Below are 25131 nucleotides of genomic sequence, written 5' to 3' on the forward strand. Positions count from 1 at the left end.
GTTTTAAGATGGCGTATGATACCTAAACTCATCCAAAGTGTATATTTGTTGCGCTTACTGAATTATTTCCCAGCTTGCCAAAAAGCTTCACCCGCTAAAATCGGATCATGACTTTCTGCTAGGGTGTCGATCCAAACTTTATACTGAGCAATCACAGGATGTTGATTGGGATGAAAGTCTTTCTTAAACCAATCGAGTTATTGACCACGCATCCGAGACAGTATCCCTTTTTCCCCAAAGAACCATGGCAGCCCTTTACGCATCATTTGCAAGCGCTGAATACGGTTAAAGCCATCATGTTTGAGCATGACATCTGCACGATAGGTGGTGAAACCAAACATCATCACCGTGGTAAAGGCCAATGCAAATAGACGCGTCGCTTCAGGCACATGTCCGACTTGTTTCATCACATCAAACGCGACATCGCGGTGTTCCATTTCTTCAATTGCATGCCATGCAAATAAAGCACGTACATAGGGGTGGGCCTCAGCCAACGTGGCTTTATGGCTATAAAAAGTTTCGGCCATCAGTGCGGTTAAATGTTCTGCCGCAGCCGTCATGGCAATGTTGTATTGCGGCGAGCGTTTGCTTAATTCGAACTTGAAGATTTTATTTAAACGCTGAATAAACTGATCGACAGGCATGCCTTGTTCTCGCATGACCTGATTCATTTTGTCATGGGCAATGCCATGCTGTGCTTCCTGCTTAATAAAATCGCTTACACGAGCCGCTAAGCTTGGGTCTGTAATTTGGTCCCGAAACAAACGCACGCTTTGAATAAAATAGCGTTCTCCATCGGGGAAAGTGAGGCTGAGTGCATCGAACATGCGCGTAAGGAATGGGTCGCCGCCAAACCAAAAACGGGGCACTTCATCGAGCTTAAAATTAAGTTGAGTTCGCACAATCGGTTCAACAGGGGGTGTAACAATGGCATTCATTTTGTTTTACTTCATTTGCCTTGGATGATTGCAGTATGTCGGAGAAAATGCAGTTTGTTTTGACAGATATTGCCATTTTTTATACATTTTACGCCAATGTGAAAATATCGCATGTCAAATAGTGGGTGGGCTATCATGCAAGAGTTACAAATCCCCAATGGTTATTTTCAGCTCTGGAATATGTATCTCATAGAGCAAGGAATTGATTTTCATCAACTCGGTTTTTTAGCGCAATATCAGTATGAATTAGAGCATGTATTACAACTGCCAATCGATACCCAATCACCATTTTCGTTCTTTCAAACGATTTTACAACTGACGCGAGAGCAATTGGATTGTCCTCAGTTGATTATGGAGATGGCAAAATTTATTCAACCTGAGCATTTTGGTGTTTTGGGCTATATGGCCACACGCAGTAATAGCGTGGCTGAAGCACTGAGTTATGTGATGCGTTTTAGTCGTTTGGTGATTGATGGTGCAGAAGTTAGTCCCATGCAGATGCAGCAAAGGGGCAATGAAATTTGGCTGACTTGGCCTTTTCTCAATGAGAAATATGCTTCACTGAATGAAATGACCATGGCATCTATTGTGCATTTGGCCAAGAAAATTTTCCCCGATCAATTACAAATCTTAAAAATCCAAATGGCGCATCCAGCCCAGATGGCACAGTATCATTATCTAAAATTTTATGGTTGTGAAGTGAGCTTTAATCAAGCCTGCTATGCCTATGTGATGAGTGTGGACAGTTTGACTTTAAAATCGGGTTTTGCTGATCCTTCCTTAACGCAGCTTTTACTGAAACAAGCAGAGGTAGCAATTGCCCTCAAGCCTCGTTATGAGAGCGTATTACAACAGATTCATAGCGCCGTGGCTGATTATCTTAAAGCACATGCGGAAGCTCCTAAAATTGAACAGATTGCTAATGAATTACACCTGTCAACGCGGACCTTACAACGCCAGTTGCAAGACTGGGATAGTTCATTTAAGCGAATACTTGAGTCAGAGCGCATGAAACGATGTGAATATTTATTACAACAAGGTTTGAGTTTGACTGAAATCGCTTTACAACTCGGCTATTCGGGACAGTCTGCTTTAGCGCGTGCTTATAAACAGCATAGTGGTCAGACCTTATTGCAGTTGAAACGACAACTGAAATAACAGCAGGCATAAAAAAAGCGCCTTCGGGGAGGCGCTGAAATGTATGAAATGACTAGACTGATTTCAGTCGTGGAAAACGGAATGCAATTGCAAGGATGGCAAAGATCGCCAGTATCCAACAGTAGTAAATGCTGCCGATGAGTTCAACTGGCGAAAGCTTTGCAATCGAGCAGGCCAAGAGAAGCTGTGCACCATAGGGAATAAGCCCTTGTACAACACATGAAAAGATGTCGAGCAAAGCTGCTGCACGTTTGGGGTCTACACCATATTCTTTAGCGACTTCACGTGCCATATCGCCCGATAAAATAATCGCTACAGTGTTGTTGGCCACAAAAATGTTGGAGAAAACCACCAAAAAGCTCAATCCGATTTCACCTGCGCGCTCACGACCAACTTTAAATAAACGGGTTAGGCTGTAAATGCGTTGAATAAGCCAGTCGAGACCACCTTCTTTTTGCATAATGGTCGAAAGACCGCCCAAGAACATCGACAGTAAAGCGACTTCAAACATACCGACAAAACCATCATAGATGGCTGTGTTGAGTTGAATGACGGTAAATTCTGGCTGTGTAATCAGTCCCATCACCCCAGAGAGCACCACACCGACTGTAAGTACCGCAAGCACGTGTAAACGACTGAAGGCGAGAAAAAATACCACGACATAGGGCAACACTAGCCAAGGGTTAAAGTCTTTGGATTGAATGGTTTCGGTTTGATGGATACTAAAGACATAAATAGCGATCGTGATTAAAGCCGCAGGTACTGCAATCCAGACATTAACGCGAAACTTGTCTCGAAGCTGAACGTTTTGACTGGTGGTGGCTGCAATGGTGGTATCCGAAATCATTGAAAGATTGTCACCAAACATCGCACCGCCTACGACTGCACCTATGGCATAGACTGCGGCAATATCAGTGGCTTGAGAGAAACCAAAGGCAATCGGTGCGCAGGCTGCAATGGTGCCCATCGAGGTGCCCATTGCTGTTGCAATGAACGCTGAAATAATAAATAGCATCGGTAACACAAAGGCTGGTGGAATCGCAGACAAGCCCATTTGCACTGTAGCATCTACACTACCAATGGCACTGGTGGTACTGGCAAATGCGCCTGCCAGCATGAACACCATGAACATTAAGATGAGGTTCGGGTGACTTGCACCGCGCAGAAAGGTTTCGATGCCTTGATTCAGCTCACCGCGGTAAATCAACACCGCCAAAATAATGGCAGGAATGGCCGCAACAGGCGCTTTCATTTGATAGAACGCAAACTCGGTTCCAATCACAGAATGGTAAATACCACTGCCTAAGAAAATGGCTAAAAAAACAATAAGCGGTAACAGCGCAAGCGCACGTGCTTGCACTAAACCTGAGTTATCGGTGGTCATAGGAGATAGGGAAATGAAAGAATGTGCGTAGTATAATGCAGGTTTTGCTATTTCATAAAACTTTAAATGTAAAAGCTAAGCCGCCTATTTTTATCATTTTTTTGCAAATAAAAATAAGTTTATCTAAAACTTAGACATTTTGGTATTTCCTAAAATTAGGCATCTTTGATCATTGAGAAAAAAACCGAAATATCAGTAAATGGTGCTTTACGGTTGTTCTGAAAATATTTGACGAAAAATGAATTGGAACGCGAACGCGATGTGCTCTATTCAATGAGTAAAAAATAGCGTTACAATGCAGCGTCTTGTATTTTTACAAAGCCAACTCCTCAGTAGTTTTAATTTTAAACAAGTTAAGGAAAGCACAACCCTATGTCACGTTTAGCCACTCGTTTTGGACAGCTTAAATCTCAACAGCGTAAAGCTTTGGTTTCTTATGTTATGGCTGGTGACCCTCATCCACAGGTAACAGTTCCTTTGTTACATCAGATGGTCGAGGCGGGTGTAGATGTGATTGAACTTGGTCTTCCATTTTCAGACCCTATGGCAGATGGTCCTGTGATTGCCCTTGCTGCAGAACGCGCATTGGCAGGTGGTACCAATACCTTAGATGCTTTGAATATGGTCAAAGAGTTCCGTCAAAAGGATCAAGAGACCCCAGTCGTATTGATGGGTTATCTGAATCCAGTTGAAGTCATTGGTTATGAAAAGTTTGTATCGACTGCGCATGCATGTGGTGTCGATGGCATTCTACTGGTGGATTTACCACCAGAAGAAGCAGCAGAGCTTGATGTTGTATTGAAGCAATTTGATATGGATCAAATCTTTTTACTAGCGCCAACCTCAACGGACGAACGCATTAAACATGTGGTGAAACAGGCGAGTGGTTTCATCTATTACGTGTCTTTAAAAGGGGTCACAGGTGCAGCAACTTTAGACGTTGCTGAAGCTGCAAACCGAATTGCTAAAATTAAAGCAGAAACAGATATTCCTGTCGGTGTTGGTTTTGGGATCAGTGATGCGACATCTGCCAAAGCAATGGGCGGAGTGGCTGATGCTGTGATTGTTGGTAGTGCTTTTGTTAAGCAATTTGCAAGCTTAGCACCAGAACAAGCCGTGGTTGAAACGGTTAATAAAGTCAAGGAGCTTCGAGCAGCGCTCGATGAGTTAGTATGAGTCAAGATGTTAAATCAGGGAAAATCCTAAGCCCATCGACGCCATGGACTGAACGTGGTGTACCCGGTATTCAAGTACCTGATGAGCAAACCTCACTCAAGGCGACGTTTACAGAACCAACGATTGAATGCCCTGAGTGCCATGCACTTGTTACACGTACTGCAATGTCATTTAACGCGTATGTTTGCCCTCAGTGTGATGAACATTTGCGTATGAAAGCCCGTGATCGTTTGAATTGGTTCTTCGACCAAGTGCAAACAGAGTTGGGACAAGAATTTAAAGCCAAAGATCCGTTGAAATTTGTCGACTCAAAGCCATATCCAGCGCGTATGAGTGAAGCACAGACCAAAACAGGTGAAACTGAAGCCTTGGTGGTGATGCAAGGTTTACTCAAAGGTATTCCTTTGATTGCCTGTGCCTTTGAATTTGATTTTATGGGTGGTTCAATGGGTACGGTTGTTGGTGACCGTTTTGTGCAAGCGGCTGAAAAAGCCATTGCGGACAAGCAACCTTTGATTTGCTTTGCTGCTTCAGGCGGTGCGCGTATGCAAGAAGGCATGTTGTCTTTGATGCAAATGGCGCGTACTTCAGCGGCCATTCAAAAAATGAAAGATGCAGGTCTGCCTTATTTGGTGGTGTTGACCCATCCTGTTTACGGCGGTGTAACGGCATCTTTAGCGATGCTCGGTGATGTACATATTGCTGAGCCGAAAGCGATGATTGGCTTTGCAGGTAAACGCGTGATCGAACAAACGGTACGTGAAAAGCTAGAAGAGCCGTTCCAGCGCGCTGAATACTTGCTTGATCATGGTGTAATCGATCAAATTGTTCACCGTCACGCATTACGTGATACAGTTTATCGTATTGTCGCGAAACTGATGAATTTGTCTTGAACACAGCACCACTTGCAACAGACTCTTTAGAAACATGGCTCGATTATTGGGGCCATGTTCACGTTACGGGGATTGATTTAGGATTGGAACGGGTCATTCCTGTAGCTGAAAAGCTCGGTGTAACGCGTCCCGATGCCAAAGTTTTAACCGTAGCGGGAACCAATGGAAAAGGTTCGACCACCACCACACTGGCTGCCATTTTAAATGCGCAAGGCTATAAGGTGGGACTGTATCAGTCACCACATATTTACCGTTTTAATGAACGGGTCAAATTGCGTGGTGTAGAGGTCGATGACCAAAGCTTGGTCGATGCTTTTGTACAAGTGGATCAAGCGCGCCGTGATTGTGATTTAAGCCTCTCGTTCTTTGAGGCGACCACACTCGCGGCTTTTGTCATTTTTAAAGACCAAGCATGTGATGTTTGGGTGCTTGAAGTCGGTCTGGGCGGTCGCTTAGATGTGGTCAACGTGATTGAACCCGATGTTGCGGTGATCACCAATATTGGTTTAGACCATACTGACTGGCTGGGCGATACCATCGAAAAGATTGCCTTTGAAAAGGCTGGCATTATCCGTCCCAATATTCCTGTGGTGTTTGGCGGCTTACAACAAATCCCTCAAGCGATTATCGATAAAGCGGATGCTTGTGCTGCAAAACTTTATGCAGTGAATCGTGACTATTTTTATCAACTTAGTGAGCATGGTCAGTCGTGGATGTTTGCATCTAGCGGCACCACTTTAAATTTACCTCTCGGCACATTGGCGGTTGAGAATATTTCAACAGCTGTTGCTGCTGTTTTATTGAGTGGTTTAACTGTCACTCAAGCGGCTATTTCTGAAGGAATTCAAAACGCAAAATTGCAAGGTCGCTTTGAAATTCGCCAAATACAGAACAAAACGGTGATTTTTGATGCAGGGCATAACCCGCATGGTGTTGCTTTTTTATTAAATCAATTGCGAAATTTCCTAAAATACAATAAACAGTACACTGAAGTAGTCAGTGTTTTCTCGATGTTGGCAGATAAAGATGTGAAATCTGTCACAGAGTTATTGAAAGACTCCATACAAATGTGGAAAATTGCGGCATTAACTGTCCCGCGTGCAGCTCCAATTGAACAATTGGATCAAGCGCTGCAAGGGCAACATGTGCAGCACTTTGATAGTGTGAAATTGGCTTTTAAATCAGCGCTCGACGAAACAAAGAATAATCAGCTGATTTTGGTATGTGGTTCATTTCATACCTTAGAAGCGGTATGGGAGTATTTGGAAGAATGTCAATGAATAGCAAACAACGTTGGATGGGTGGCGTTGTTTTATTAGGTGGTGGTGTCCTTTTGGCGGCATTACTGCTTAAAGGCAAAGAAGAAATACATCAAAATAATATTAAAACACCAGAGCTAGTCACACAAAATGTGCAACGCAATGCCGAAGGTGAGTTGGTTCAACTTCAGCCGTTAACGGTTGATGTTGAAACAGAAAAGCGTTTACTGGAACAACAACGTGTAGCACGTGAAAAATCGGTTGCTGAACAAGAAGCTCGTGCGGCCGAATTTTTAGCAATGCAACAGCAAGCCGAAGCAGATGCTGCGCGTAAAGCAGCGGAAGAATATGCAGCGTTGAATGCGCACCGTAATGCTGCACAGCAAAGCTCGGACAACATTCCACCAGAATTGGTTGAAGATGAAAAAGCCAAGCAACAGCGAATTGCTGCGGACAAAGCGGCTGAAGTAAAGAAGTTGGAACAGCAAAAGCTGCAAGCGCGTACTGAAGCTGAAAAAGCAGTAGCTGCAAAAAAACTGGCTGAGCAAAAAGCCTTAGCAGAAAAGCAAGCACTTGAAGATAAAGCTAAGCGAGAAGCGGAGGCTAAACGTAAAGCAGAAGACGAGCGTAAGGCTGAAGCGAAAAAAGAAGCCGAACGTAAAGTAGAAGCTGAGAAAAAAGCGGAAGAAAAACGTAAGGCAGATGAAAAGCGTAAAGCTGATGAAGCCAAGAAAAAGGCGGAAGCTGAAAAAGCACGTGATTTGCTTGAACATGGCGATAAGCAATGGATGGTACAGGTGGCATTGGCTGCCAATGAAGCCAATGCGGATGCACTGGCTGCTAAGCTTCGTGCCAAGGGTTATAAGGTCACTAAAAGTCCAACCTCTAAAGGTGTACGGATTATGGTGGGGCCATCCAAAGACCGTGATACTGCCGATGCAGCCCGCAAGAAGATTACCTCAGATGCGAGCCTCGGCATGAAGTCCGCATGGGTGATTGACTGGGTGCCACTCGATAAACGCTAAAATTGGGTTCAACCCAGTTGCCTTCACTAAGATGGATTCAACAGTTGCTGTTGAATCCATTTTATATTTTCAGGGCTGAATAATGGCTCAATATTTTGCCAAATTGGATGAAAACCATAACCCCCATGTTTCATCTCAGCCAAGGCATCAGTGGTAGACCAGTTTTGAAAAATAATGCGGTACATGGCCACACTGGCGCCTGTACGGTCTGAACCATGGTAGCAATGCAGTAAAACTTTTTGCTGGTTTTGCTGCGCATGTTGAATTTGTTGCATGACTTTTAACAAATCGTCTCGGTCAATCGCCCATGTATGAATCGGGATATGTACCAGTTTAAACCCATGGTTAGACAGTTTTTTCAGGTCTTGATTGTGCGAGCGTAAATTAATGATCACATCAATTTCTTGTGCTTTTAAACTCGGAACTAAATCTTGATCGGGTTGCTCACTACGAAAAACAGTTTCACTGATTTGATAGAAATTATGCTCAGGCTGCATCGACTGTCCCCAGTGTTGTGGACGCTCTGTCTCTGGCAGCCCAGGTGTAGTCATACAGCCAGAAACACTGATACACAGAGAAAGCATAACAAGATATTTGGTCATAGGATCAGGCTCTGATGGTGTGAAAGTTCAACAGGGTCATGTGCGCAAAAGATTTCGATACTTGGTTCAGACTGTGCCAAGTGTTGAATTTTATGCAAGTTACTTAAACGCTGTGCATTATCTTCGGCAAAAAATACTTCCAAGGCATTTAAGCTGCGAAGTCTGTTTTGGGGGGTAAGTTCTAGGTGGGAGTAGTAAGCATCCCCGCAGAAGAGTTTCCAACCTTGTTGGGTTTTAATGGCAATGCCACAGTGGCCTTCAGTATGCCCAAACAGTGGAATCAAAAGAATCTCATTATGAAATAAGTCAAACCCTTGCACTTGAGTCAAATTAAACCATGCGTCACCGTGAATCGGCTCAATAAAGTGCCAATGGCGATGCTGCTGAAATTGTTGTGTTTTATAACGGGCTTTATTTTTAAATGACTTCAGGTTTTGTGCAGCATTATATTCGTTAGACAGGATATGTACTGTTGCATTGGGAAAGTCGGAAATACCCCCCGCATGGTCAAAATCCAGATGTGAAACCAAAATGTGTTTGACATCCTTTGGGCTAAAGCCAAGTTTTTGGATTTGTGCAATGGCTGTTAATTCTAAGTTTTGTTCAATTTTTCCAATTCGAGCCACCAACTGCCCCAAACGCTGTTTGGTGTGTAGATAGTCCTGTATGCCTAAGCCCGTATCAATCAGCACCAGCCCTTGATCTGTTTCAACCAAAAGACAATGACACACGACATTAGCTTGAAAACCTTTTTGACCAAAGAGAGGGGCACACACTGGACACATGGTGCCGCAATGTAAATGGTGAATGTTATAAATCATAAAGTCGTTTTTATCGTATTGTTTGGACTGTTATAGCGGAAGATGTGAGTTTTAACAGTTTGATTTTGTTAAAGAGTCATGTGTATCTGCTTTAAGCGGAAAAAAGCCTGTCGATTGACAGGCTTTCAAAAGTTCAAACTCGGCTCGTCATTGGAGTTTGAAACGATCATACAAGGTGTCTTTGACATATTTTTATGGGTTAGTTTCCTCTTTTGGATTGTTTGGAGTTCAGTGCCCCATTTTTTTATTTTCAATCGGTCCGCTCGGTCAAAACTTCGGGCTTCACTTGTCTGTTGCAACAGCAGAATATTTTATCCTTGCTCAGGCTGTGGAGTCAGGCGTAAATACGGGGTAACTGCTTTATAGCCTTTCGGAAAGCGCTGTGCGATTTCAGCTTCATCTTTGAGTGATGGCACAATCACTACATCTTCACCTTGTTGCCAGTTCGCAGGAGTTGCAACTTTGTGATGATCGGTCAGCTGTAGTGAGTCAATTACGCGTAAGATTTCATGAAAATTACGACCTGTTGATGCAGGATAAGTGATAATCAAACGGACTTTTTTGTTTGGGTCGATAATCACTAAAGAGCGAACCGTTAATGTTTCACTGGCATTGGGATGGATAAAACCATATAACTCAGACACTTTACGGTCTTGGTCGGCAATGATCGGGAAGTTCACCGTGGTGTTTTGGGTTGCATTGATGTCTTTGATCCAACCCTGATGCGATTCGACATCATCGACTGAGAGGGCAATGGCTTTTACTCCACGTTTTTCAAATTCATCTTTGAGTTTTGCGGTAAAGCCAAGCTCGGTGGTACATACTGGCGTGTAGTCAGCAGGATGTGAAAACAGTACCCCCCAGCTATCGCCTAAAAATTGATAAAAATCGATTTCTCCTTCGCTCGAAGCCTGTTGAAAGTTGGGTGCGATGTCGCCTAAACGTAAACTCATGTTGAACCTCAAATTATCTTTATGTCTATGGAATGAACATCACTATGGCGCAATTTCTTTTGCATGAAAAATAGTGTTTTATTATTTGTTTATACAAAATATTCATAATTGGTCGGATAGGTGTTCTGTATTTGGGTATGCCAAAGATGACCTCATTGTTGCTCTAGAGACCGCTTATTTGCGTATTTGGTAACAGTGTTTAGACGAGATTATTTCTGCTTCTGAAGAATACCACTCTATAGAATTGATCGCGCATAGGATCGGTTTATGATTGGCTATAATTCTTTTCATGATTGATTTGTAGTTATTTTTTAAAGTAATTCCACAAAGTATAAAAAACTTGAGTATTAGAACAATGAAAACAATAGGGATAGCCCTGACTTTAGTGTTATGGGGACTGGAAGTAACCCATGCGCAGAATGGTGGGCAATTGAAACAGGCCCAAGTCAGTACTGCTCATCAAACGCCACAACAAATTACAGATCAATATTTAGCGTCTCAAAAAAGCCTTATACAGCGGAAAGTGGCACTGTCTCAGGCTATCGAGCGTGAGTTGGCTCAAGGTCAGAATACGAATGCGAGTAATGTCTATAATATTACCTGTATACAGCTTGTTCCGATTCTTACCGCAATGCGGGTCAATGATGAACAACTCTTGGGTTTCCTACAGAGCATGAATCCAAGTCAGTCCAATAATGGGGTGAAAGCCTCGCTGCGGAAAAATCAAGCGCTTGAAAGCAAAACCTTGAATAACTGCAAACAATTAAAGTCGCTACTTTAAAAAGACTGTTGAATCCTGATGAGTTCGGATGAAATCTCTATGTCGGCTGTTTAAAATTTGTTACATTAGTTTGCCTTAGATTCGACGGGCTAGAAACAATGAATAGATTTTTTAAATGGTTTTGTGTAAAGCCCTTGTACTTCAAATTTCTAGCACCATAATAACGACTAAGAAAACATATTCATTTGACAAGCAAGATTTAGAGAGTCTATTCATGTTGGCAAGTCTGATCGGAGGAATCTTCGGTACCAAAAATGAGCGCGAACTCAAACGCATGCGTAAAATCGTAGACAAGATTAATGCGCTCGAGCCGACGATATCCGCTCTTGGCGATGCAGACTTATCTGCAAAAACTGAAGAATTTAAACAACGATATAACAAGGGCGAAAGCCTCGATAAATTACTCCCAGAAGCATTTGCCGTCTGCCGTGAAGCAGCTAAGCGTGTCATGGGCATGCGTCATTATGATGTACAGTTGATTGGTGGTATTACCTTACACGAAGGTAAAATTGCAGAGATGCGTACAGGTGAAGGTAAAACCCTAATGGGTACCTTGGCGTGTTATTTAAACGCGATTAGTGCTCAAGGTGTTCACGTCATTACCGTGAATGACTATTTGGCACAGCGTGATGCTGAATTAAACCGTCCGCTCTTTGAATTTTTGGGTTTAAGCATCGGGATTATCTATTCCATGCAAGATCCAACAGAGAAAGCTGAAGCCTATCGTGCCGATATTACCTACGGTACCAACAACGAATTTGGCTTTGACTATCTACGTGACAACATGGTGTTCTCGCTTGCTGAGAAAAAACAACGTGGTTTGATCTATGCCATCATAGATGAAGTCGATTCGATCTTAATTGATGAAGCACGTACGCCGTTGATTATTTCAGGTCAAAGTGATGACTCTTCACAGTTGTATGCTGCAATCAATAGCATTCCACCCAAACTGCATGCGCAGAAAGAAGAAAAAGTCGCGGATGGCGGGCATTTCTGGATTGATGAAAAACAACGTTCTGTTGAAATGACAGAAATTGGTTTTGAAACGGTTGAAAATGAACTGATTGAGATGGGCTTGTTGGCTGAAGGTGAAAGTCTATATTCATCGACCAACCTGAACTTGGTTCACCATGTGACTGCTGCCATTCGTGCGCATTACTTATATCAACGCAATGTGCACTACATCATCAATGATGGTGAAGTGATCATTGTCGATGAAAACACAGGACGTACCATGCCAGGTCGTCGCTGGTCAGAAGGTTTACACCAAGCAGTTGAAGCAAAAGAAGGCTTAGAAATCCAGCCTGAAAACCAAACGCTTGCAACCACAACCTTCCAAAACTATTTCCGTCTATACAAAAAGCTTTCGGGTATGACCGGTACTGCCGATACTGAAGCTGCGGAAATGAAAGAAATTTATGGTCTAGACGTGGTGATCATTCCGACGCATCGTCCAATGATTCGTCTCGACCAAAACGATTTAATCTATTTAAATCGTAATGGTAAATACAACGCGATTATTCAAGAAATTCAACGCGTGCATGAGTCTGGTGTAGCCCCAATTTTGATTGGTACTGCAACGATTGAAGCGTCTGAGATTCTTTCTGATAAATTGCGTGATGCAGGCATTCAGCATGAAGTGTTGAACGCAAAACAACACGAACGTGAAGCGGATATTATTGCGCAAGCGGGTGCACCGCGAGCAGTAACCATTGCAACCAACATGGCAGGTCGTGGTACAGACATTCTGCTCGGTGGTAACTGGAAAGCTTTACTGGCAAAAATTGAAAACCCAACTGCTGAAGACGAAGCGCGCTTAAAAGCCGAATGGGAACAAAACCATGAAATGGTATTGAGTTCGGGTGGCTTACACATCATTGGTTCTGAGCGTCATGAATCACGTCGTATTGATAACCAGCTTCGTGGTCGTGCAGGTCGTCAGGGTGACCCAGGTGTGTCACGTTTCTACTTGTCACTTGAAGATGACTTAATGCGTATCTTTGCGGGTGATCGTGTTGTGGGCATGATGCGTGCGATGGGCTTACAAGAAGACGAAGCCATTGAGCATAAAATGGTGTCACGTTCGATTGAAAATGCGCAGCGTAAAGTTGAAGCACGTAACTTCGATATTCGTAAGAACTTATTGAAATACGATGACGTCAACAACGAACAGCGTAAAATTATTTACTCTCAACGTGATGAGGTTTTGGCCGAAAGCACATTGCAAGATTATATCGAAGAGATGCAACGTGATGTGATGCAAGGCGTGATTTCTAACTATATTCCACCTGAGTCAATTCATGATCAATGGGATATTGACGGGCTTGAAAAAGCGTTACGTGAAGACCTCGCGATTGATTTGCCAATCAATCAATGGTTGGAAGATGACCGTCGTTTAGATGAAGAATCTTTGGTTGAACGTATTACTGATGAAGTGGTACAGCGCTACCGTAGCCGCCGTGAGCAAATGGGCGATGAAACAGCAGTTATGCTGGAGCGTCACTTCATGTTGAACTCGCTGGATCGTCACTGGAAAGATCACTTGGCAGCGATGGATTATTTACGTCAAGGCATTCACTTACGTGGTTATGCACAGAAAAATCCTGAGCAAGAATACAAAAAAGAAGCGTATAACTTATTTGTAAATATGTTGGCGATTATCAAATCGGATGTTGTAACTGACTTATCTCGCGTACATGTACCAACGGCTGAAGAGCTGGCTGAAATGGAAGCTCAAAAGCAAGCTCAAGCTGAAGCGATGCAATTGAACTTGTCGCATGCCGACTTTGATGGTTTGTTGACCGATGATCAAAGCCAATTCGCAGAAGTAGATGCACAGTACGAGCCAGTCGAAGAGTTTGCGGCACCTGCGAGTCGTAACGCGCCTTGCCCATGTGGTTCAGGTCTAAAATATAAACAGTGCCACGGTAAAATCTAAACTGTGAACGAGTGAAAAAGCAGAACTTCGGTTCTGCTTTTTATTGATATGACTAAAAAATTGAGGTTAAGATCAGTCCAAATACGATTCTGATTACAGTTAAAGCGTTGCATAATGTGAATAGCATTTGCAGTGTTAGGCATTAAATGCTATTTAGTTGCTCATCATCTAAACCTCTAAAGTGGAAAGACAATGAAAAAAGTATTAAAACCAATCATGATTGCAGCTTTAGCGCTTCCAACTTTTGCATTTGCAGATACCACTACCGCAGCTAAAGTTCAACAAGCACGCGGTGCAACCACAGCACCTGCGGCACAAGCCAATGGTAATATTACGGTACAAAGTCCGCGTACAGGTATTCGCTATACCTTTGCCAATCCAAATCAACGCCCAGTGGTTCTGCAAACGGCTGCTATTGCTCCTGTAAATGCAGCAACGGTGAACCGTATTGTGGCTTCAAACCCAGCGCTTTCTCCTGTAAGTCAAGAAAATGCTAAACAAGCGCTTTTGTCTAGCTCAGCACAGCTTGCTTCAAATTAATCAAATGCTGCTGCATAAAACCAATCTTCGGATTGGTTTTTTTATCCATTGGAGCGTAAAACCTCGGGGTTTAGCCCATAGGTATCTACACAATTTCCGAGCTTTGCGTTAAATTGAAGAGCATGCTCTTCAATTTAACATCTCTGGTCTGGATCAGCGTCTTGTCAAACGTTATAACAGCCTTGTAAAACTCAATATGAATCCTCTTGCTTCACTTGCTCCCGCAATCAAAGACCTGGCCTCTACCCAAAAGTCGAGTTTCTCAACTACACAGGCTGTTTGGCGATTCCTGAATAATAATAAAATCTCTTTTAGTCAATTAAACCAGCCGATTAAGCTTCTTGCATGCGAACAGATCAAGACATCACCGCATCAGTATGCATTAATCGTTCATGACTGGTCTCAACTGCAGTATGTGAAGCACAGTCATAAGGTTCAGCGTCTTCAAAGAACAGAGGCGGATTCAGGCTATGAATTGCAAAGCAGTTTACTTGTCGATGCGTCATCAGGGCTCCCAATTGCGCCATTAGCTCAGACGCTAACAGATGCATCCGGCTGTTATTCCACATTCAGTGAACAATACAGCGAGCGCAAGTCCCATTTGGACTCACTCGCAGAACAAATCAAAACGATTGAACAGTATCCGATTGAGAAAACAAAAGTCCATATCATTGACCGTGAAGGAGACTCGATTGCCCACTTGAGGGAAATCAGCAGCCATGGTTTCAAATGGTTGATTCGGGCCAAAGAAAGCCATCGGATTGAGCATCAAGGGGAAACCTACAAAGTTGCAGAAGTCGCAGAAAAAGTAGTAACTCAGCAAGTTAAGCCGATTGCTTATAAAGGAAACAGGCATATGCTGCATGTTGGAGAAACCGATATTCGGATAACGCGTGCAGCAAAACCGAAGAGAAAAGATGATTTAGGCCAACGGGTTGCTCCCCAGCCAGGCAAGGCAGTTACAGCCAGATTAATTGTTGCTGTGGTGAAAGATGCTCAAGGTAAAGCAGTCGCGAGATGGTCGCTGATCAGCAATGTTTCTTCAGAGATTGATGCGGTAGAATTAATCACCTGGTATTACTGGCGCTGGACAATTGAGTGCTATTTCAAGCTTCTGAAGCAGGCAGGCCATGACGTTGAATCATGGCTTCAGACCACACCTGCAGCGATTTTAAGACGGCTCCTCTTTCAGGCCGACAGCAGAAGAGAGGTAAGTTGGAAAGTGCACCTGCAATATTGGCAGGACTTTCGATTTTACTGAACACTCTTCAACTGCTCTCAGAATATTCAATAGATGAACTGAATGAAATCGCAACAATTGCATTAGGTACATCAAGATGTGTAGATACCTATGGGTTTAGCCCGAGGATATAAGCGAGTGGCGTAAGCCATTAATGCGGTGTTTGCTGTTGTTGAATATATTGTTTAATAATTCCAATTGGCGCACCGCCACATGAAGCAGCGAAGTAACTAGGCGACCACAAAGCACTGCCCCATAGCTTGTTTTTAATTTCAGGGTGTTTGGTTCTTACAATGCGACTTGAAGCACCCTTTAAACTATTCACTAAGCTAGAAATTGCTATTTTAGGTGGATAATTCACAAGCAAATGAACATGATCGTGTTCACCATCAAACTCTACCAACTCGGCTTCAAAGTCTAAGCAGATACGCTCAAACACTTCACGCATTGTTTCAAGCATTGCTTTGGTAAAAACATCTCTACGGTATTTAGCCACAAAGACTAAATGTACATGCATATTAAAAACACAGTGGCGACCTGTTCTAATCTCTTGACTATTGCTCATAGACCAAATATATTTTAATCATGAAAACACTTAAATTACGCATAAAAGACAAACATTACAAGGTACTAGACCAACTCGCATCGGAAGTAAATTTTGTTTGGAATTATGTGAATGATTTAGGATTTAAACATCTAAAAAGAAAAGGTGAATTTCTTTCAGCTTACGATATTGCTAAATACACGAAAGGCACATCTAAAGAATGCAATCTGCATAGTCAAACTGTTCAAGCGATAACAGAAGAATTGGTTACTCGAAGAAAGCAGTTTAAAAAAGCAAAGCTAAAATGGCGGGTGAGTAATAAGAAGTCTGCAAGACGTTCTTTGGGTTGGATACCCTTCAAAAAGGTTGCAATCAAATATGCTGATGGCTACGTGCAGTATGGCAAGCATCAATTCAAGCTATGGGATAGCTATGGACTATCAAAATACAACGTCAAAACAGGCTCATTTGTAGAAGACAGTCGTGGACGTTGGTATGTTTGTTTAGTTGTTGATAAGACAAAACAAGTTAAATCAAAGGGTAATACCTCAATCGGTATAGATTTGGGCTTAAAAGACCTTGCAACCTGTTCAGATGGCGTAAAGCTCAAAGCCCCTCAAATCTATCGGCAATACGAACAAAAACTTGGCATTGCTCAACGTGCTAGAAATAAAAAGCGTGTTAAAGCGATTCATGCCAAGATTAGAAACATACGTCAAAATACGCTACATCAATTCAGTCATAAATTGGTGAATAAACATGCAGCCATCTTCGTTGGTAATGTGAATGCAAAGGCATTAGCACGGACTAAACTAGCGAAGTCTGTATTAGATGCAAGTTGGACAACACTTAGAACCATGCTCAAGTATAAATGCGAGAACGCAAGTGTATGGTATAAAGAAGTCAATGAAGCCTATACCACCCAAACTTGTTCGAGCTGTGGCTCACGCTGTAGTAGTCCGAAAGGTAGAACGGGACTTGGAATAAGAGAATGGCAGTGCATGGAATGCGGTACATTCCATGATAGGGATATAAATTCCGCACTGAATATTCTTGCGCTCGGACATGAGCGTCTAGCAGTAGGAATCCCCGTCCTTTAGGTCGCGGAGGATGTCAAGTCAAAAATGAGTGTGCATTGAAAAGTTAAAGCAAACAAAGTCTTCTGCTCGATTTTTTCTGAAAATTCTAATAAGCTGTGTTTTTTCTAACAAATGAATTGGACGTTTAAAATGCCAGTAGGTGACGTATCAATGCCACAAATGCACGTGGTGAAAGGGGTAAGAATCGGAACGGCTGAAGCTTATGTGCGCTATCAGAACCGACGTGATCTTGTCATTTTCGAATTTGCTGAAGGAACGAATGTTGCGGGTGTTTTCACTCAAAATGCGTTCTGTGCAGCGCCCGTGCATGTGTCTAAAGCGCACTTACAAGTGGCGAATCCGCGCTACCTCATTATTAACACTGGCAATGCCAATGCAGGTACAGGCAAGACAGGCATGCTGAATGCTGAGCGTACTTGTGCAAAATTGGCTGAGCTTGCCGGTGTGCAAGCAACGGAAGTGTTACCGTTTTCAACAGGGGTGATTGGTGAACAATTGCCGTTGGAGCGTTTGTTAAATGGTTTACAGCCTGCATTAAATAGTTTGCGTGCTGATGCTTGGGGTGCTGCTGCTACTGGGATTATGACCACAGACACCACACCAAAAGGTGCATCTGAGCAATTCGAATTGGATGGCATCACGTATACCATGACGGGTATTTCTAAGGGTGCAGGCATGATTCGTCCCAATATGGCAACGATGTTGGGCTATGTAGCAACCGATGCACCTATCAGCCACGAGTTGGTTCAGCAACTGTTGAGCGAAACGGTCAATGTTTCTTTCAACCGAATTACCATTGATGGTGATACTTCAACCAATGACTCCTGTATCTTTGCAGCTACGGGTCAAGCGGGTGGTGTTGAAATTAGCTCAACCCAAGATCCACGCTATACCGTAGTGCTAGATGTACTCACGCGTATGATGAAACGTCTTGCACAACTGATTGTACGTGATGGTGAAGGTGCAACTAAGTTTATTACGGTTGCTGTTGAAGGTGGGTATGACACGCAAGAATGCTGTGATATTGCTTATAGTATTGCACATTCACCTTTGGTTAAAACTGCGATTTTTGCGTCAGATCCGAACTGGGGACGTATCTTGGCTGCGATTGGTTATGCTGGGGTTAAGAATTTAGATGTTGAAAAAATTCAAGTTTGGTTAGATGATGTGCAAATCTGTAAGGATGGTGGTGCGGCTGCCGATTACACGGAAGCGGAAGGTGCTCGTGTAATGTCACAAGCTGAAATGACCATTCGTGTAGATCTAGGACGCGGGGCAGCGAAAGACACAGTGTATACCTGTGACTTATCTTATGACTATGTGAAGATTAATGCGGATTATCGCTCTTAATCTTAACGAGTTTAAAAAAAGCCTCCTTTGGAGGCTTTTTTAGCATAAGAACTTTTGAATGATTGGTCAAAAGCCGAGAAGCCATTTGACCAATAAATTAAGTGCGGGACTTGCTTGCCGACAAGCATGAAGGGATGAATGAATGATGAACAATGCGACCAATTTAATTGCCAATGACGCAAAATCAATTGTACAGGCGCATTTGGACCGTTTGGGTGAAACCAAAGACTCCAAGCTCAGTGAAGAAGTGAAGCAAGAAAAATTTGCTTTAATTTTAGCCGAGTTGAAAAAGCGTGATGCAGTATTGGTAGCGCACTACTATTGCGATCCTGAAGTGCAGGAATTGGCCGAGTTAAGTGGTGGCTGTGTTTCTGATTCATTGGAAATGGCCCGTTTTGGTCGTGATCATCCAGCATCGACCTTGGTGGTGGCGGGCGTTAAATTTATGGGGGAAACCTCAAAAATTTTATCACCGAATAAAACCATTCTGATGCCCACTTTAGAGGCTACATGTTCTTTAGATTTGGGTTGCCCTGTTGAAGAATTTAGTCAGTTTTGTGATGCCCATCCAGACCATACAGTAGTGGTCTATGCCAACACTTCAGCAGCCGTTAAAGCCCGTGCCGATTGGGTGGTGACCTCAAGCTGTGCAGTCGAAATTATTGAGCATTTAGACAGTTTGGGTGAAAAAATTATTTGGGCACCTGATCAGCATTTAGGCCGTTATATCCAAAAGAAAACAGGCGCTGACATGTTGCTTTGGGATGGTGCATGTATTGTGCATGAAGAATTCCGTGCACGTGGCATCGCGCAAATGAAGGCGCTGTATCCTGATGCTGCGGTACTGGTACATCCTGAGTCGCCTGAGTCAGTGGTGGATGTTGCTGATGCTGTTGGAAGTACTTCACAGCTGATTAAAGCTGCACAAGCCTTACCCAATGAGCGACTGATTGTGGCAACCGATCGGGGTATTTTCTACAAAATGCAACAAGCGGTGCCCAACAAAATTTTGGTTGAAGCACCAACAGCCGGAGAGGGTGCAACCTGTCGTTCTTGTGCACACTGCCCGTGGATGGCAATGAATGAGCTGGATGGTATTTTAGAGGTATTACAGCGTGGCGATCAGGAAATATTCGTAGATCCTGCACTTGCTGAGCGTGCGAAATTACCTTTAGATCGCATGTTGGATTTTAGTGCATCGCTAAAACGTTAAAATTTGTATAAAAAATGCCTGAAACGCTTGATTAATATACATTTGACGTGATTTTTTTATTTTTTTTAAATATAGGTGTTGACGTTATCAAGCGTCACGCCTAGAATGCACACCGTACCGAACGAGATGTTCGATACAAAAGCTGAGATGAATCGGAGCATAGCACAGCCTGGTAGTGCACCTGGTTTGGGACCAGGGGGTCGTAGGTTCGAATCCTACTGCTCCGACCAATTCTTCAAGGCAAGGTTATCCATAATACCTCGTATTATTGGTCATGCGCCTGTAGCTCAGTTGGATAGAGCATCCGCCTTCTAAGCGGATGGTCACAGGTTCGAATCCTGTCAGGCGCGCCATTAGGTAGCTTGGTATTAAGAACCGACACGTTATGGTGGATGTAGCTCAGTTGGTAGAGCCCTGGATTGTGATTCCAGTTGTCGCGGGTTCGAATCCCGTCATTCACCCCAACTTTAAAAAGTTGAAATCGGAGCATAGCACAGCCTGGTAGTGCACCTGGTTTGGGACCAGGGGGTCGTAGGTTCGAATCCTACTGCTCCGACCATTTCTTGAAATGGTCAAGATAAAGATGCCGCGTTGAGCGGTTTTTTTATGCCTGAAATTTAGTAAAGTGCATAAAAAAGCCTTCGTGACGAAGGCTAAAGGTAAGCGTCCGCTGAACACACCTTATGAATTCGTCCTATAAGCCTTAATTTAGTCCTCACTTAAAAACAAGTGGGAACTTAAATTTATGACTACAAATAACCAGACATCCATCGCATCTCTTACGATAAAACGAAGAACATATAGTGCTGAATTTAAACAGCAGATCGTTCAGGCGTGTAAAGCATCGGAGGTTTCAATTGCTTCGGTCGCTTTGCAACATGGATTGAATACAAATCTTGTATCCAAATGGATTCGCTTAATTGATGCTAAGCCAGGGAATGATCGCTCACTACTACCGAATAAACCTGCATTTATTGCCTTATCTTGCTCCGCACCATTAGATCCTATCCCTACTGGCATGTTAACGGTTCAAATTACTTTACCCCACTCAAAAGCAGAAATTGGCTTGAAATGGCAAGTATCAGAAATATCTGCTTTAGCAGAATTACTCAAGGCACTTACAACATGATCCGTATCGATGAAATCTGGTTGTCTACTCAGCCCATGGACATGCGTGCAGGTATGGATACGGCCATGGCTCAGGTGGTGAGAGCCTTTGGCTACATTAAACCGCATTGTGCTTACCTGTTCTGTAATAAACGTGGCCATCGCATGAAAGTGCTGGTACATGATGGACTGGGGATCTGGCTGTGTTCTCGGCGGTTGGAACAGGGCAAATTTCACTGGGCTAAAGTTCATCAGGGTGAAACCCTGGCACTCAGTCCAGAACAGTTACAGGCACTGATCCAGGGTTTGCCTTGGCAGCGCATTGGACGACAGCAATTGGTCACAATGCTCTAAACTAGCTTGGTCCATTCTGCTATTCTCCAAACGTTCTATTTCATTCTTCTCATGACCTCAGGCATACTGCGGTCATGAATACACTGCCTGATTTAAGCCAACTGACCCATGAACAACTGCTGGAATTTACTAGACAGTTGGCAATGCAACATCAGTCTCTGGCACAATCAAATCAAGAATTAGAAAAATCAAACCAGCAATTGGATGCCAAAGTTCAACATCTTTCCATTCTCACGCAAAAATACGAGCATGAGCTCGCACTATTTAAACAGCACAAATTTGGCAGTAAAAACGAACATCTCACCGCAAAACAAATCCATCTGTGGGATGAAGCGGTCGAAGAAGATATTGCCGCTGTTGATCTGGAACTGGAACGGCTGAATGCAGATAAAACTGATGCAGCGACACACAAAGCCACAGTCAACAAACCTAAACGTCGACTGCTGCCCGATCATCTACACACCATCCGTATCGAGCATGAACCAACATCAACCCAATGTGCTTGTGGCTGCACCTTGCGTCGTATCGGCGAAGATATCAGTGAAAAACTACATTTCAGACCGGCACAGTTCTATAAGGAACAGCATGTGCGTGGCAAATGGGTCTGTGATCAGTGTGACACCCTGACTCAGCAAGCGATGCCCGCCTATGTGATTGATAAAGGTATTGCCAGTCCTGAACTGCTCAGCCATGTGCTGGTATCGAAGTATGCCGATCATTTGCCGCTGTACCGTCAGCGCCTGATCTATCAGCGGGCGGGCATTGATCTGTCCAGATCCACGTTATCTGACTGGATTGGTCGCTGCGGTGTGGAACTGGAACCTCTGGCCAATGCCTTAAAACAGGTGGTGCTGCAACAGCGGGTGATCCATGCCGATGAAACGCCGGTCACCATTATGCGGATGGGTGATAATGAGAAAAAACCAAAGAAAGGTTATGTCTGGGCCTATGCCACCACACAGTACAATCCAGTTCAAGCGGTGATCTATGACTTTCAGGATAGCCGTTCAGGTCAGCATGCAGAAGAGTTCCTGAATGGCTGGCAGGGCCATCTGGTCTGTGATGATTACAGTGGTTATAAAGCACGCTTTAAATCAGGCCAGGTCATTGAGGTGGGCTGCATGGCACATGCACGTCGTAAATTTCATGAACTGCATGTGACCGGGAAAAGTCAGATCGCTGAACAGGCATTAGTGCTGATTCAGAAACTGTATGCCATAGAAGCAGAACTCAGGAGAAAGACCGATGGTACAGCAGAACAGCGCCGCGAATACCGACAACAGCATAGTCAACCGGTGATGCAACAACTGTATGAATGGCTCAACCAGCATCAACTGACGGTGCCATCGAGTTCTCCAACCGCCAAGGCCATCAATTACACTCTGAAGCGTTGGCCAGCTTTAAGCCGCTATCTGGATGATGGCAATCTACCGATTTGCAATAATTGGGTGGAAGTGCGACACGAAGTCGCTTAATGAAGTTGTTCCCCCCTGCGGGAACCACCCGTGTCACCGGGTGAATCTAGAAGGCTGAATAAAGAGCGCCTTCGACAATGTAACGAGGCACCGCAAGGTGCGGGGTATCAATCGTGAGAGGCGTACCCTTCTGGCAGCCATAGCCGGACAAGGGCTAGATAATCGGTATGGTGAACACATGTGAATCTGCGTAACGATCGTTAAGTTGAACGAGCGGAAATGGCTGATACGCTCGAACCAAAACGGTAATGGAGGTGGGAATTGCGTCTTTCGACTACGCATTCGTGACCCATACGCCTCCCGGTCGATAGCAGGCACCTAAGCCGATGTACTTCAGTAAGCGGAACGTGGAAATCCCGTATTACTCCCATTGGGAAAGCAGTTTGCAAAAACTGCCCATGGTGATGCGGGCGAAGGAACGAGGAAAAAGCGAATGCCAGTCTGTAATGGGTTGGATAGAGGTTGAAACATTACCCCACGCGAAAGCGGGCTGACGTCCTTATGGTCTCTCATCACAAGAGAGTGTGTAGAACCCTTTTAATGGAGGGAGAGCAAATGAATGCAGCAGTATCAGCGTGTGCACCTTCCAGCACATCGTGGGACAGCATCGATTGGATTGCTGTACAGCGTCATGTCAGAGGGCTGCAAGCGCGTATTGTGAAGGCGGTACAAGACGGCAGGCATAACAAGGCGAAAGCTTTGCAATGGCTGCTGACTCACTCGTTTAGTGGCAAAGCATTGGCCGTCAAACGAGTGTCTGAAAACAAAGGCAAAAACACGGCTGGGGTCGACAAGGTGACTTGGAATACACCCAAGGCCAAGACCGGTGCGATGATGTCGTTGAAGAGGCGAGGTTACACGCCCCTTCCGCTTCGGAGAGTCCTTATTCCGAAGAAAAATGGCAAGATGAGACCTCTCGGGATACCCACGATGAAATGCCGGGCCATGCAGGCGCTCCATCTGCTGGCTTTGGAACCCATCGCGGAGACCATCGCTGATCGGAACTCTTATGGGTTCAGACCGCAACGCTCAACCGCGGATGCTGCAGCACAGTGCTTTGGTGTGCTGTCAAGAAAAGTAAGTGCGGAGTGGGTGCTAGAGGGTGACATTCAAGGCTGTTTCGACAATATCAGCCATGACTGGATGATCGCCAACCTCCCAATGGACAAGGTGATTCTACGGAAATGGCTCAAAGCCGGTTACGTCTACCAAAGCAAGCTGTTTCCCAGTCTTTCCGGAACACCGCAAGGAGGTATTATCTCCCCGGTGCTGGCCAACATGACCTTGGACGGACTGGAAACGATGCTGGCGAAGAGGTTCTCTAACGCCAAATGGACAGGCAAAAAGCTGCAACTGGTACGGTATGCGGATGATTTCATCATCACGGGGTATTCTAAAGAGTGGCTCGAAAATGAAGTTCGTCCTGCCGTGGTTGAATTTCTGGCGCAGCGCGGTCTCGTGCTCTCTCAGGAAAAGACCAAAATCACGCACATAGGGAACGGGTTCGATTTTCTTGGCTGGAACGTACGTAAGTACAACGGCAAGCTACTGATCAAGCCGTCAAAGGCAAACATCAGCGCTCATCTTGACAAGCTGCGAGCATTAATCAATGCAAACAAAGCGACACGACAGGCCACTTTGATCGGTTTGCTCAACCCGATTCTAAGGGGTTGGGCCAACTATCATAGTCATGTCGTTGCCAAGAAGGTTTTCAACCAGGTAGACAACGCAGTGTGGGAAATGCTCTGGCGATGGGCTGTACGTCGCCACCCTCGCAAGACACTCCGATGGGTCAAAGATCGGTATTTCAAAGTACAAGGAGCGCGTCGATGGGTGTTCTCATGTGATGAACAGTCCGCCGATGGTCGGAAGCGACAATACACATTAGTGTCTGCCTCGGACACGCCAATTGTGCGACATATCAAGATCAAGGCTGCTGCTAACCCTCATGACCCCGCATGGGATGAGTACTTCGAATCCCGATGGGGTAAAAGAATGCTGGTCTCCGCAAAGGGGCGAGCCAAGCTGTATCGGGTGTGGCTAAAACAAGGTGGTCGCTGCTGCGCCTGTCTTAAACCAGTCACCAAAGATACACCATGGCACAGCCGTCATATTGTGAAGCTAAGTCATGGTGGAACGGATGCAGTTGCTAATCTTGAGATTTACCATCTGTATTGTCCGAGGAGTGTTCAGTTTGCCAATGTCAACGATGTATAACCGGGTGCCGAATGGCGCCTTAGCAGAGGCTTGAGCCGTGTGCTGGGAAACTCGCATGCACGG

General features: G+C 44.3%; 20 protein-coding genes, 4 tRNA genes and 2 pseudogenes. 20 read left to right on the forward strand and 6 right to left on the reverse strand.

Features of this window, described 5'->3' with window-relative positions; all coding sequences use genetic code 11:
* Positions 1 to 62: 62 nt before the first annotated feature.
* Positions 63 to 938: pseudogene (locus AC4CU3_RS11985) on the reverse strand (metal-dependent hydrolase).
* Between the two features lie 135 nt (positions 939 to 1073).
* Between AC4CU3_RS11985 and AC4CU3_RS11990 the strand changes: the two are divergent.
* Complete coding sequence (locus tag AC4CU3_RS11990; RefSeq protein WP_490738238.1) at positions 1074 to 2096, forward strand: AraC family transcriptional regulator; 1023 nt, start codon at positions 1074 to 1076, stop codon at positions 2094 to 2096.
* Between the two features lie 52 nt (positions 2097 to 2148).
* On the opposite strand, the gene AC4CU3_RS11995 is transcribed toward AC4CU3_RS11990, so the two are convergent.
* Positions 2149 to 3480 (reverse strand): Na+/H+ antiporter NhaC family protein, encoded by a 1332-nt coding sequence (locus AC4CU3_RS11995; RefSeq protein WP_201704252.1) that lies wholly within the window; start codon positions 3478 to 3480, stop codon positions 2149 to 2151.
* A 372-nt stretch (positions 3481 to 3852) separates the two neighbouring features.
* Between AC4CU3_RS11995 and trpA the strand changes: the two genes are divergently transcribed.
* From trpA to AC4CU3_RS12015, 4 genes are read left to right on the forward strand one after another with little or no spacing between them, the layout of a single operon-like run.
* Entirely contained in the window at positions 3853 to 4656 is an 804-nt protein-coding gene (gene trpA, locus AC4CU3_RS12000; RefSeq protein ID WP_004983629.1) for a tryptophan synthase subunit alpha, read from the forward strand.
* The gene (gene accD / locus AC4CU3_RS12005; protein WP_005401957.1) at positions 4653 to 5549 is read left to right on the forward strand and encodes an acetyl-CoA carboxylase, carboxyltransferase subunit beta; all 897 of its coding nucleotides are present in this window, start codon (positions 4653 to 4655) and stop codon (positions 5547 to 5549) included. Before trpA ends, accD begins: the two co-directional genes overlap by 4 nt.
* Positions 5546 to 6829, forward strand: coding sequence for a bifunctional tetrahydrofolate synthase/dihydrofolate synthase (folC, locus tag AC4CU3_RS12010; protein ID WP_490450705.1), 1284 nt, complete (start codon positions 5546 to 5548; stop codon positions 6827 to 6829). Before accD ends, folC begins: the two co-directional genes overlap by 4 nt.
* The gene (locus tag AC4CU3_RS12015; RefSeq protein ID WP_325087087.1) at positions 6826 to 7833 is read left to right on the forward strand and encodes an SPOR domain-containing protein; all 1008 of its coding nucleotides are present in this window, start codon (positions 6826 to 6828) and stop codon (positions 7831 to 7833) included. The genes folC and AC4CU3_RS12015 overlap by 4 nt, the downstream gene beginning before the upstream one ends.
* A 26-nt stretch (positions 7834 to 7859) precedes the next feature.
* Here AC4CU3_RS12015 and AC4CU3_RS12020 read toward each other — a convergent pair whose 3' ends face one another.
* The 3 genes from AC4CU3_RS12020 to AC4CU3_RS12030 all read right to left on the reverse strand — a co-directional run bounded on the left by AC4CU3_RS12020 (position 7860) and on the right by AC4CU3_RS12030 (position 10209).
* The gene (locus AC4CU3_RS12020; protein WP_490738239.1) at positions 7860 to 8435 is read right to left on the reverse strand and encodes a dual specificity protein phosphatase family protein; all 576 of its coding nucleotides are present in this window, start codon (positions 8433 to 8435) and stop codon (positions 7860 to 7862) included.
* Positions 8432 to 9256 carry an MBL fold metallo-hydrolase gene (locus AC4CU3_RS12025; RefSeq protein WP_490738240.1) on the reverse strand — a complete coding sequence of 275 codons (825 nt, stop codon included), beginning with the start codon at positions 9254 to 9256 and terminating at the stop codon, positions 8432 to 8434. Before AC4CU3_RS12025 ends, AC4CU3_RS12020 begins: the two co-directional genes overlap by 4 nt.
* Before the next feature lie 311 nt (positions 9257 to 9567).
* Entirely contained in the window at positions 9568 to 10209 is a 642-nt protein-coding gene (locus AC4CU3_RS12030) for a peroxiredoxin (RefSeq protein WP_178928712.1), read from the reverse strand.
* Between the two features lie 355 nt (positions 10210 to 10564).
* Here AC4CU3_RS12030 and AC4CU3_RS12035 point away from each other — a divergent pair, with 355 nt between their 5' ends.
* The 4 genes from AC4CU3_RS12035 to AC4CU3_RS12050 all read left to right on the forward strand — a co-directional run bounded on the left by AC4CU3_RS12035 (position 10565) and on the right by AC4CU3_RS12050 (position 15729).
* The gene (locus tag AC4CU3_RS12035; protein WP_125281742.1) at positions 10565 to 10990 is read left to right on the forward strand and encodes a hypothetical protein; all 426 of its coding nucleotides are present in this window, start codon (positions 10565 to 10567) and stop codon (positions 10988 to 10990) included.
* 214 nt (positions 10991 to 11204) lie between these two features.
* A complete protein-coding gene (secA, locus tag AC4CU3_RS12040) occupies positions 11205 to 13928 on the forward strand; it encodes a preprotein translocase subunit SecA (RefSeq protein WP_114837870.1) in 2724 nt (907 codons plus the stop codon).
* Positions 13929 to 14120: 192 nt separating this feature from the next.
* The gene (locus tag AC4CU3_RS12045; RefSeq protein ID WP_114837871.1) at positions 14121 to 14468 is read left to right on the forward strand and encodes a hypothetical protein; all 348 of its coding nucleotides are present in this window, start codon (positions 14121 to 14123) and stop codon (positions 14466 to 14468) included.
* A gap of 196 nt (positions 14469 to 14664) precedes the next feature.
* The gene (locus AC4CU3_RS12050; RefSeq protein ID WP_490738241.1) at positions 14665 to 15729 is read left to right on the forward strand and encodes a transposase; all 1065 of its coding nucleotides are present in this window, start codon (positions 14665 to 14667) and stop codon (positions 15727 to 15729) included.
* Between the two features lie 130 nt (positions 15730 to 15859).
* On the opposite strand, the gene tnpA (AC4CU3_RS12055) is transcribed toward AC4CU3_RS12050, so the two are convergent.
* The gene (tnpA, locus tag AC4CU3_RS12055; protein ID WP_490738243.1) at positions 15860 to 16273 is read right to left on the reverse strand and encodes an IS200/IS605 family transposase; all 414 of its coding nucleotides are present in this window, start codon (positions 16271 to 16273) and stop codon (positions 15860 to 15862) included.
* Between the two features lie 20 nt (positions 16274 to 16293).
* Here tnpA (AC4CU3_RS12055) and AC4CU3_RS12060 point away from each other — a divergent pair, with 20 nt between their 5' ends.
* From AC4CU3_RS12060 to ltrA, 11 genes and pseudogenes are all read left to right on the forward strand, one after another.
* Positions 16294 to 17352 (forward strand): RNA-guided endonuclease InsQ/TnpB family protein, encoded by a 1059-nt coding sequence (locus AC4CU3_RS12060; RefSeq protein ID WP_005402022.1) that lies wholly within the window; start codon positions 16294 to 16296, stop codon positions 17350 to 17352.
* Positions 17353 to 17481: 129 nt separating this feature from the next.
* On the forward strand, positions 17482 to 18702 hold the full coding sequence (argJ, locus tag AC4CU3_RS12065) for a bifunctional glutamate N-acetyltransferase/amino-acid acetyltransferase ArgJ (protein ID WP_114837919.1): 1221 nt from the start codon (positions 17482 to 17484) through the stop codon (positions 18700 to 18702).
* Positions 18703 to 18847: 145 nt separating this feature from the next.
* A complete protein-coding gene (gene nadA / locus AC4CU3_RS12070; protein ID WP_114837920.1) occupies positions 18848 to 19915 on the forward strand; it encodes a quinolinate synthase NadA in 1068 nt (355 codons plus the stop codon).
* Positions 19916 to 20068: 153 nt separating this feature from the next.
* Positions 20069 to 20145: transfer RNA gene (locus AC4CU3_RS12075), tRNA-Pro, on the forward strand.
* A 46-nt stretch (positions 20146 to 20191) separates the two neighbouring features.
* A tRNA-Arg gene (locus tag AC4CU3_RS12080) sits at positions 20192 to 20268 on the forward strand.
* A 35-nt stretch (positions 20269 to 20303) separates the two neighbouring features.
* Positions 20304 to 20379, forward strand: a tRNA-His gene (locus AC4CU3_RS12085).
* Between the two features lie 18 nt (positions 20380 to 20397).
* A tRNA-Pro gene (locus AC4CU3_RS12090) sits at positions 20398 to 20474 on the forward strand.
* A 186-nt stretch (positions 20475 to 20660) separates the two neighbouring features.
* Complete coding sequence (tnpA, locus tag AC4CU3_RS12095) at positions 20661 to 21044, forward strand: IS66-like element accessory protein TnpA (protein WP_043974824.1); 384 nt, start codon at positions 20661 to 20663, stop codon at positions 21042 to 21044.
* The gene (tnpB, locus tag AC4CU3_RS12100) at positions 21041 to 21376 is read left to right on the forward strand and encodes an IS66 family insertion sequence element accessory protein TnpB (RefSeq protein WP_205667427.1); all 336 of its coding nucleotides are present in this window, start codon (positions 21041 to 21043) and stop codon (positions 21374 to 21376) included. Before tnpA (AC4CU3_RS12095) ends, tnpB begins: the two co-directional genes overlap by 4 nt.
* Positions 21377 to 21450: 74 nt before the next feature.
* A pseudogene (gene tnpC, locus AC4CU3_RS12105) lies at positions 21451 to 22830 on the forward strand (IS66 family transposase); the annotation flags it as partial.
* A 576-nt stretch (positions 22831 to 23406) separates the two neighbouring features.
* Positions 23407 to 25068, forward strand: a complete 1662-nt coding sequence (gene ltrA, locus AC4CU3_RS12110; protein WP_005167203.1) for a group II intron reverse transcriptase/maturase — start codon at positions 23407 to 23409, stop codon at positions 25066 to 25068.
* The last annotated feature ends 63 nt before the right edge of the window (positions 25069 to 25131 follow it).

It is taken from the genome of Acinetobacter sp. 802_lipA (genome assembly GCF_058242885.1).

Coding starts and splice junctions, on each gene's coding strand:
- AC4CU3_RS11990 (WP_490738238.1), top strand. CDS start 1,074: ATGCAAGAGTTACAAATCCCCAATGGTTATTTTCAGCTCTGGAATATG.
- AC4CU3_RS11995 (WP_201704252.1), bottom strand. CDS start 3,480: ATGACCACCGATAACTCAGGTTTAGTGCAAGCACGTGCGCTTGCGCTG.
- trpA (WP_004983629.1), top strand. CDS start 3,853: ATGTCACGTTTAGCCACTCGTTTTGGACAGCTTAAATCTCAACAGCGT.
- accD (WP_005401957.1), top strand. CDS start 4,653: ATGAGTCAAGATGTTAAATCAGGGAAAATCCTAAGCCCATCGACGCCA.
- AC4CU3_RS12015 (WP_325087087.1), top strand. CDS start 6,826: ATGAATAGCAAACAACGTTGGATGGGTGGCGTTGTTTTATTAGGTGGT.
- AC4CU3_RS12020 (WP_490738239.1), bottom strand. CDS start 8,435: ATGACCAAATATCTTGTTATGCTTTCTCTGTGTATCAGTGTTTCTGGC.
- AC4CU3_RS12025 (WP_490738240.1), bottom strand. CDS start 9,256: ATGATTTATAACATTCACCATTTACATTGCGGCACCATGTGTCCAGTG.
- AC4CU3_RS12030 (WP_178928712.1), bottom strand. CDS start 10,209: ATGAGTTTACGTTTAGGCGACATCGCACCCAACTTTCAACAGGCTTCG.
- AC4CU3_RS12035 (WP_125281742.1), top strand. CDS start 10,565: ATGAAAACAATAGGGATAGCCCTGACTTTAGTGTTATGGGGACTGGAA.
- secA (WP_114837870.1), top strand. CDS start 11,205: ATGTTGGCAAGTCTGATCGGAGGAATCTTCGGTACCAAAAATGAGCGC.
- AC4CU3_RS12045 (WP_114837871.1), top strand. CDS start 14,121: ATGAAAAAAGTATTAAAACCAATCATGATTGCAGCTTTAGCGCTTCCA.
- AC4CU3_RS12050 (WP_490738241.1), top strand. CDS start 14,665: ATGAATCCTCTTGCTTCACTTGCTCCCGCAATCAAAGACCTGGCCTCT.
- tnpA (WP_490738243.1), bottom strand. CDS start 16,273: ATGAGCAATAGTCAAGAGATTAGAACAGGTCGCCACTGTGTTTTTAAT.
- AC4CU3_RS12060 (WP_005402022.1), top strand. CDS start 16,294: ATGAAAACACTTAAATTACGCATAAAAGACAAACATTACAAGGTACTA.
- argJ (WP_114837919.1), top strand. CDS start 17,482: ATGCCAGTAGGTGACGTATCAATGCCACAAATGCACGTGGTGAAAGGG.
- nadA (WP_114837920.1), top strand. CDS start 18,848: ATGAACAATGCGACCAATTTAATTGCCAATGACGCAAAATCAATTGTA.
- tnpA (WP_043974824.1), top strand. CDS start 20,661: ATGACTACAAATAACCAGACATCCATCGCATCTCTTACGATAAAACGA.
- tnpB (WP_205667427.1), top strand. CDS start 21,041: ATGATCCGTATCGATGAAATCTGGTTGTCTACTCAGCCCATGGACATG.
- ltrA (WP_005167203.1), top strand. CDS start 23,407: ATGAATGCAGCAGTATCAGCGTGTGCACCTTCCAGCACATCGTGGGAC.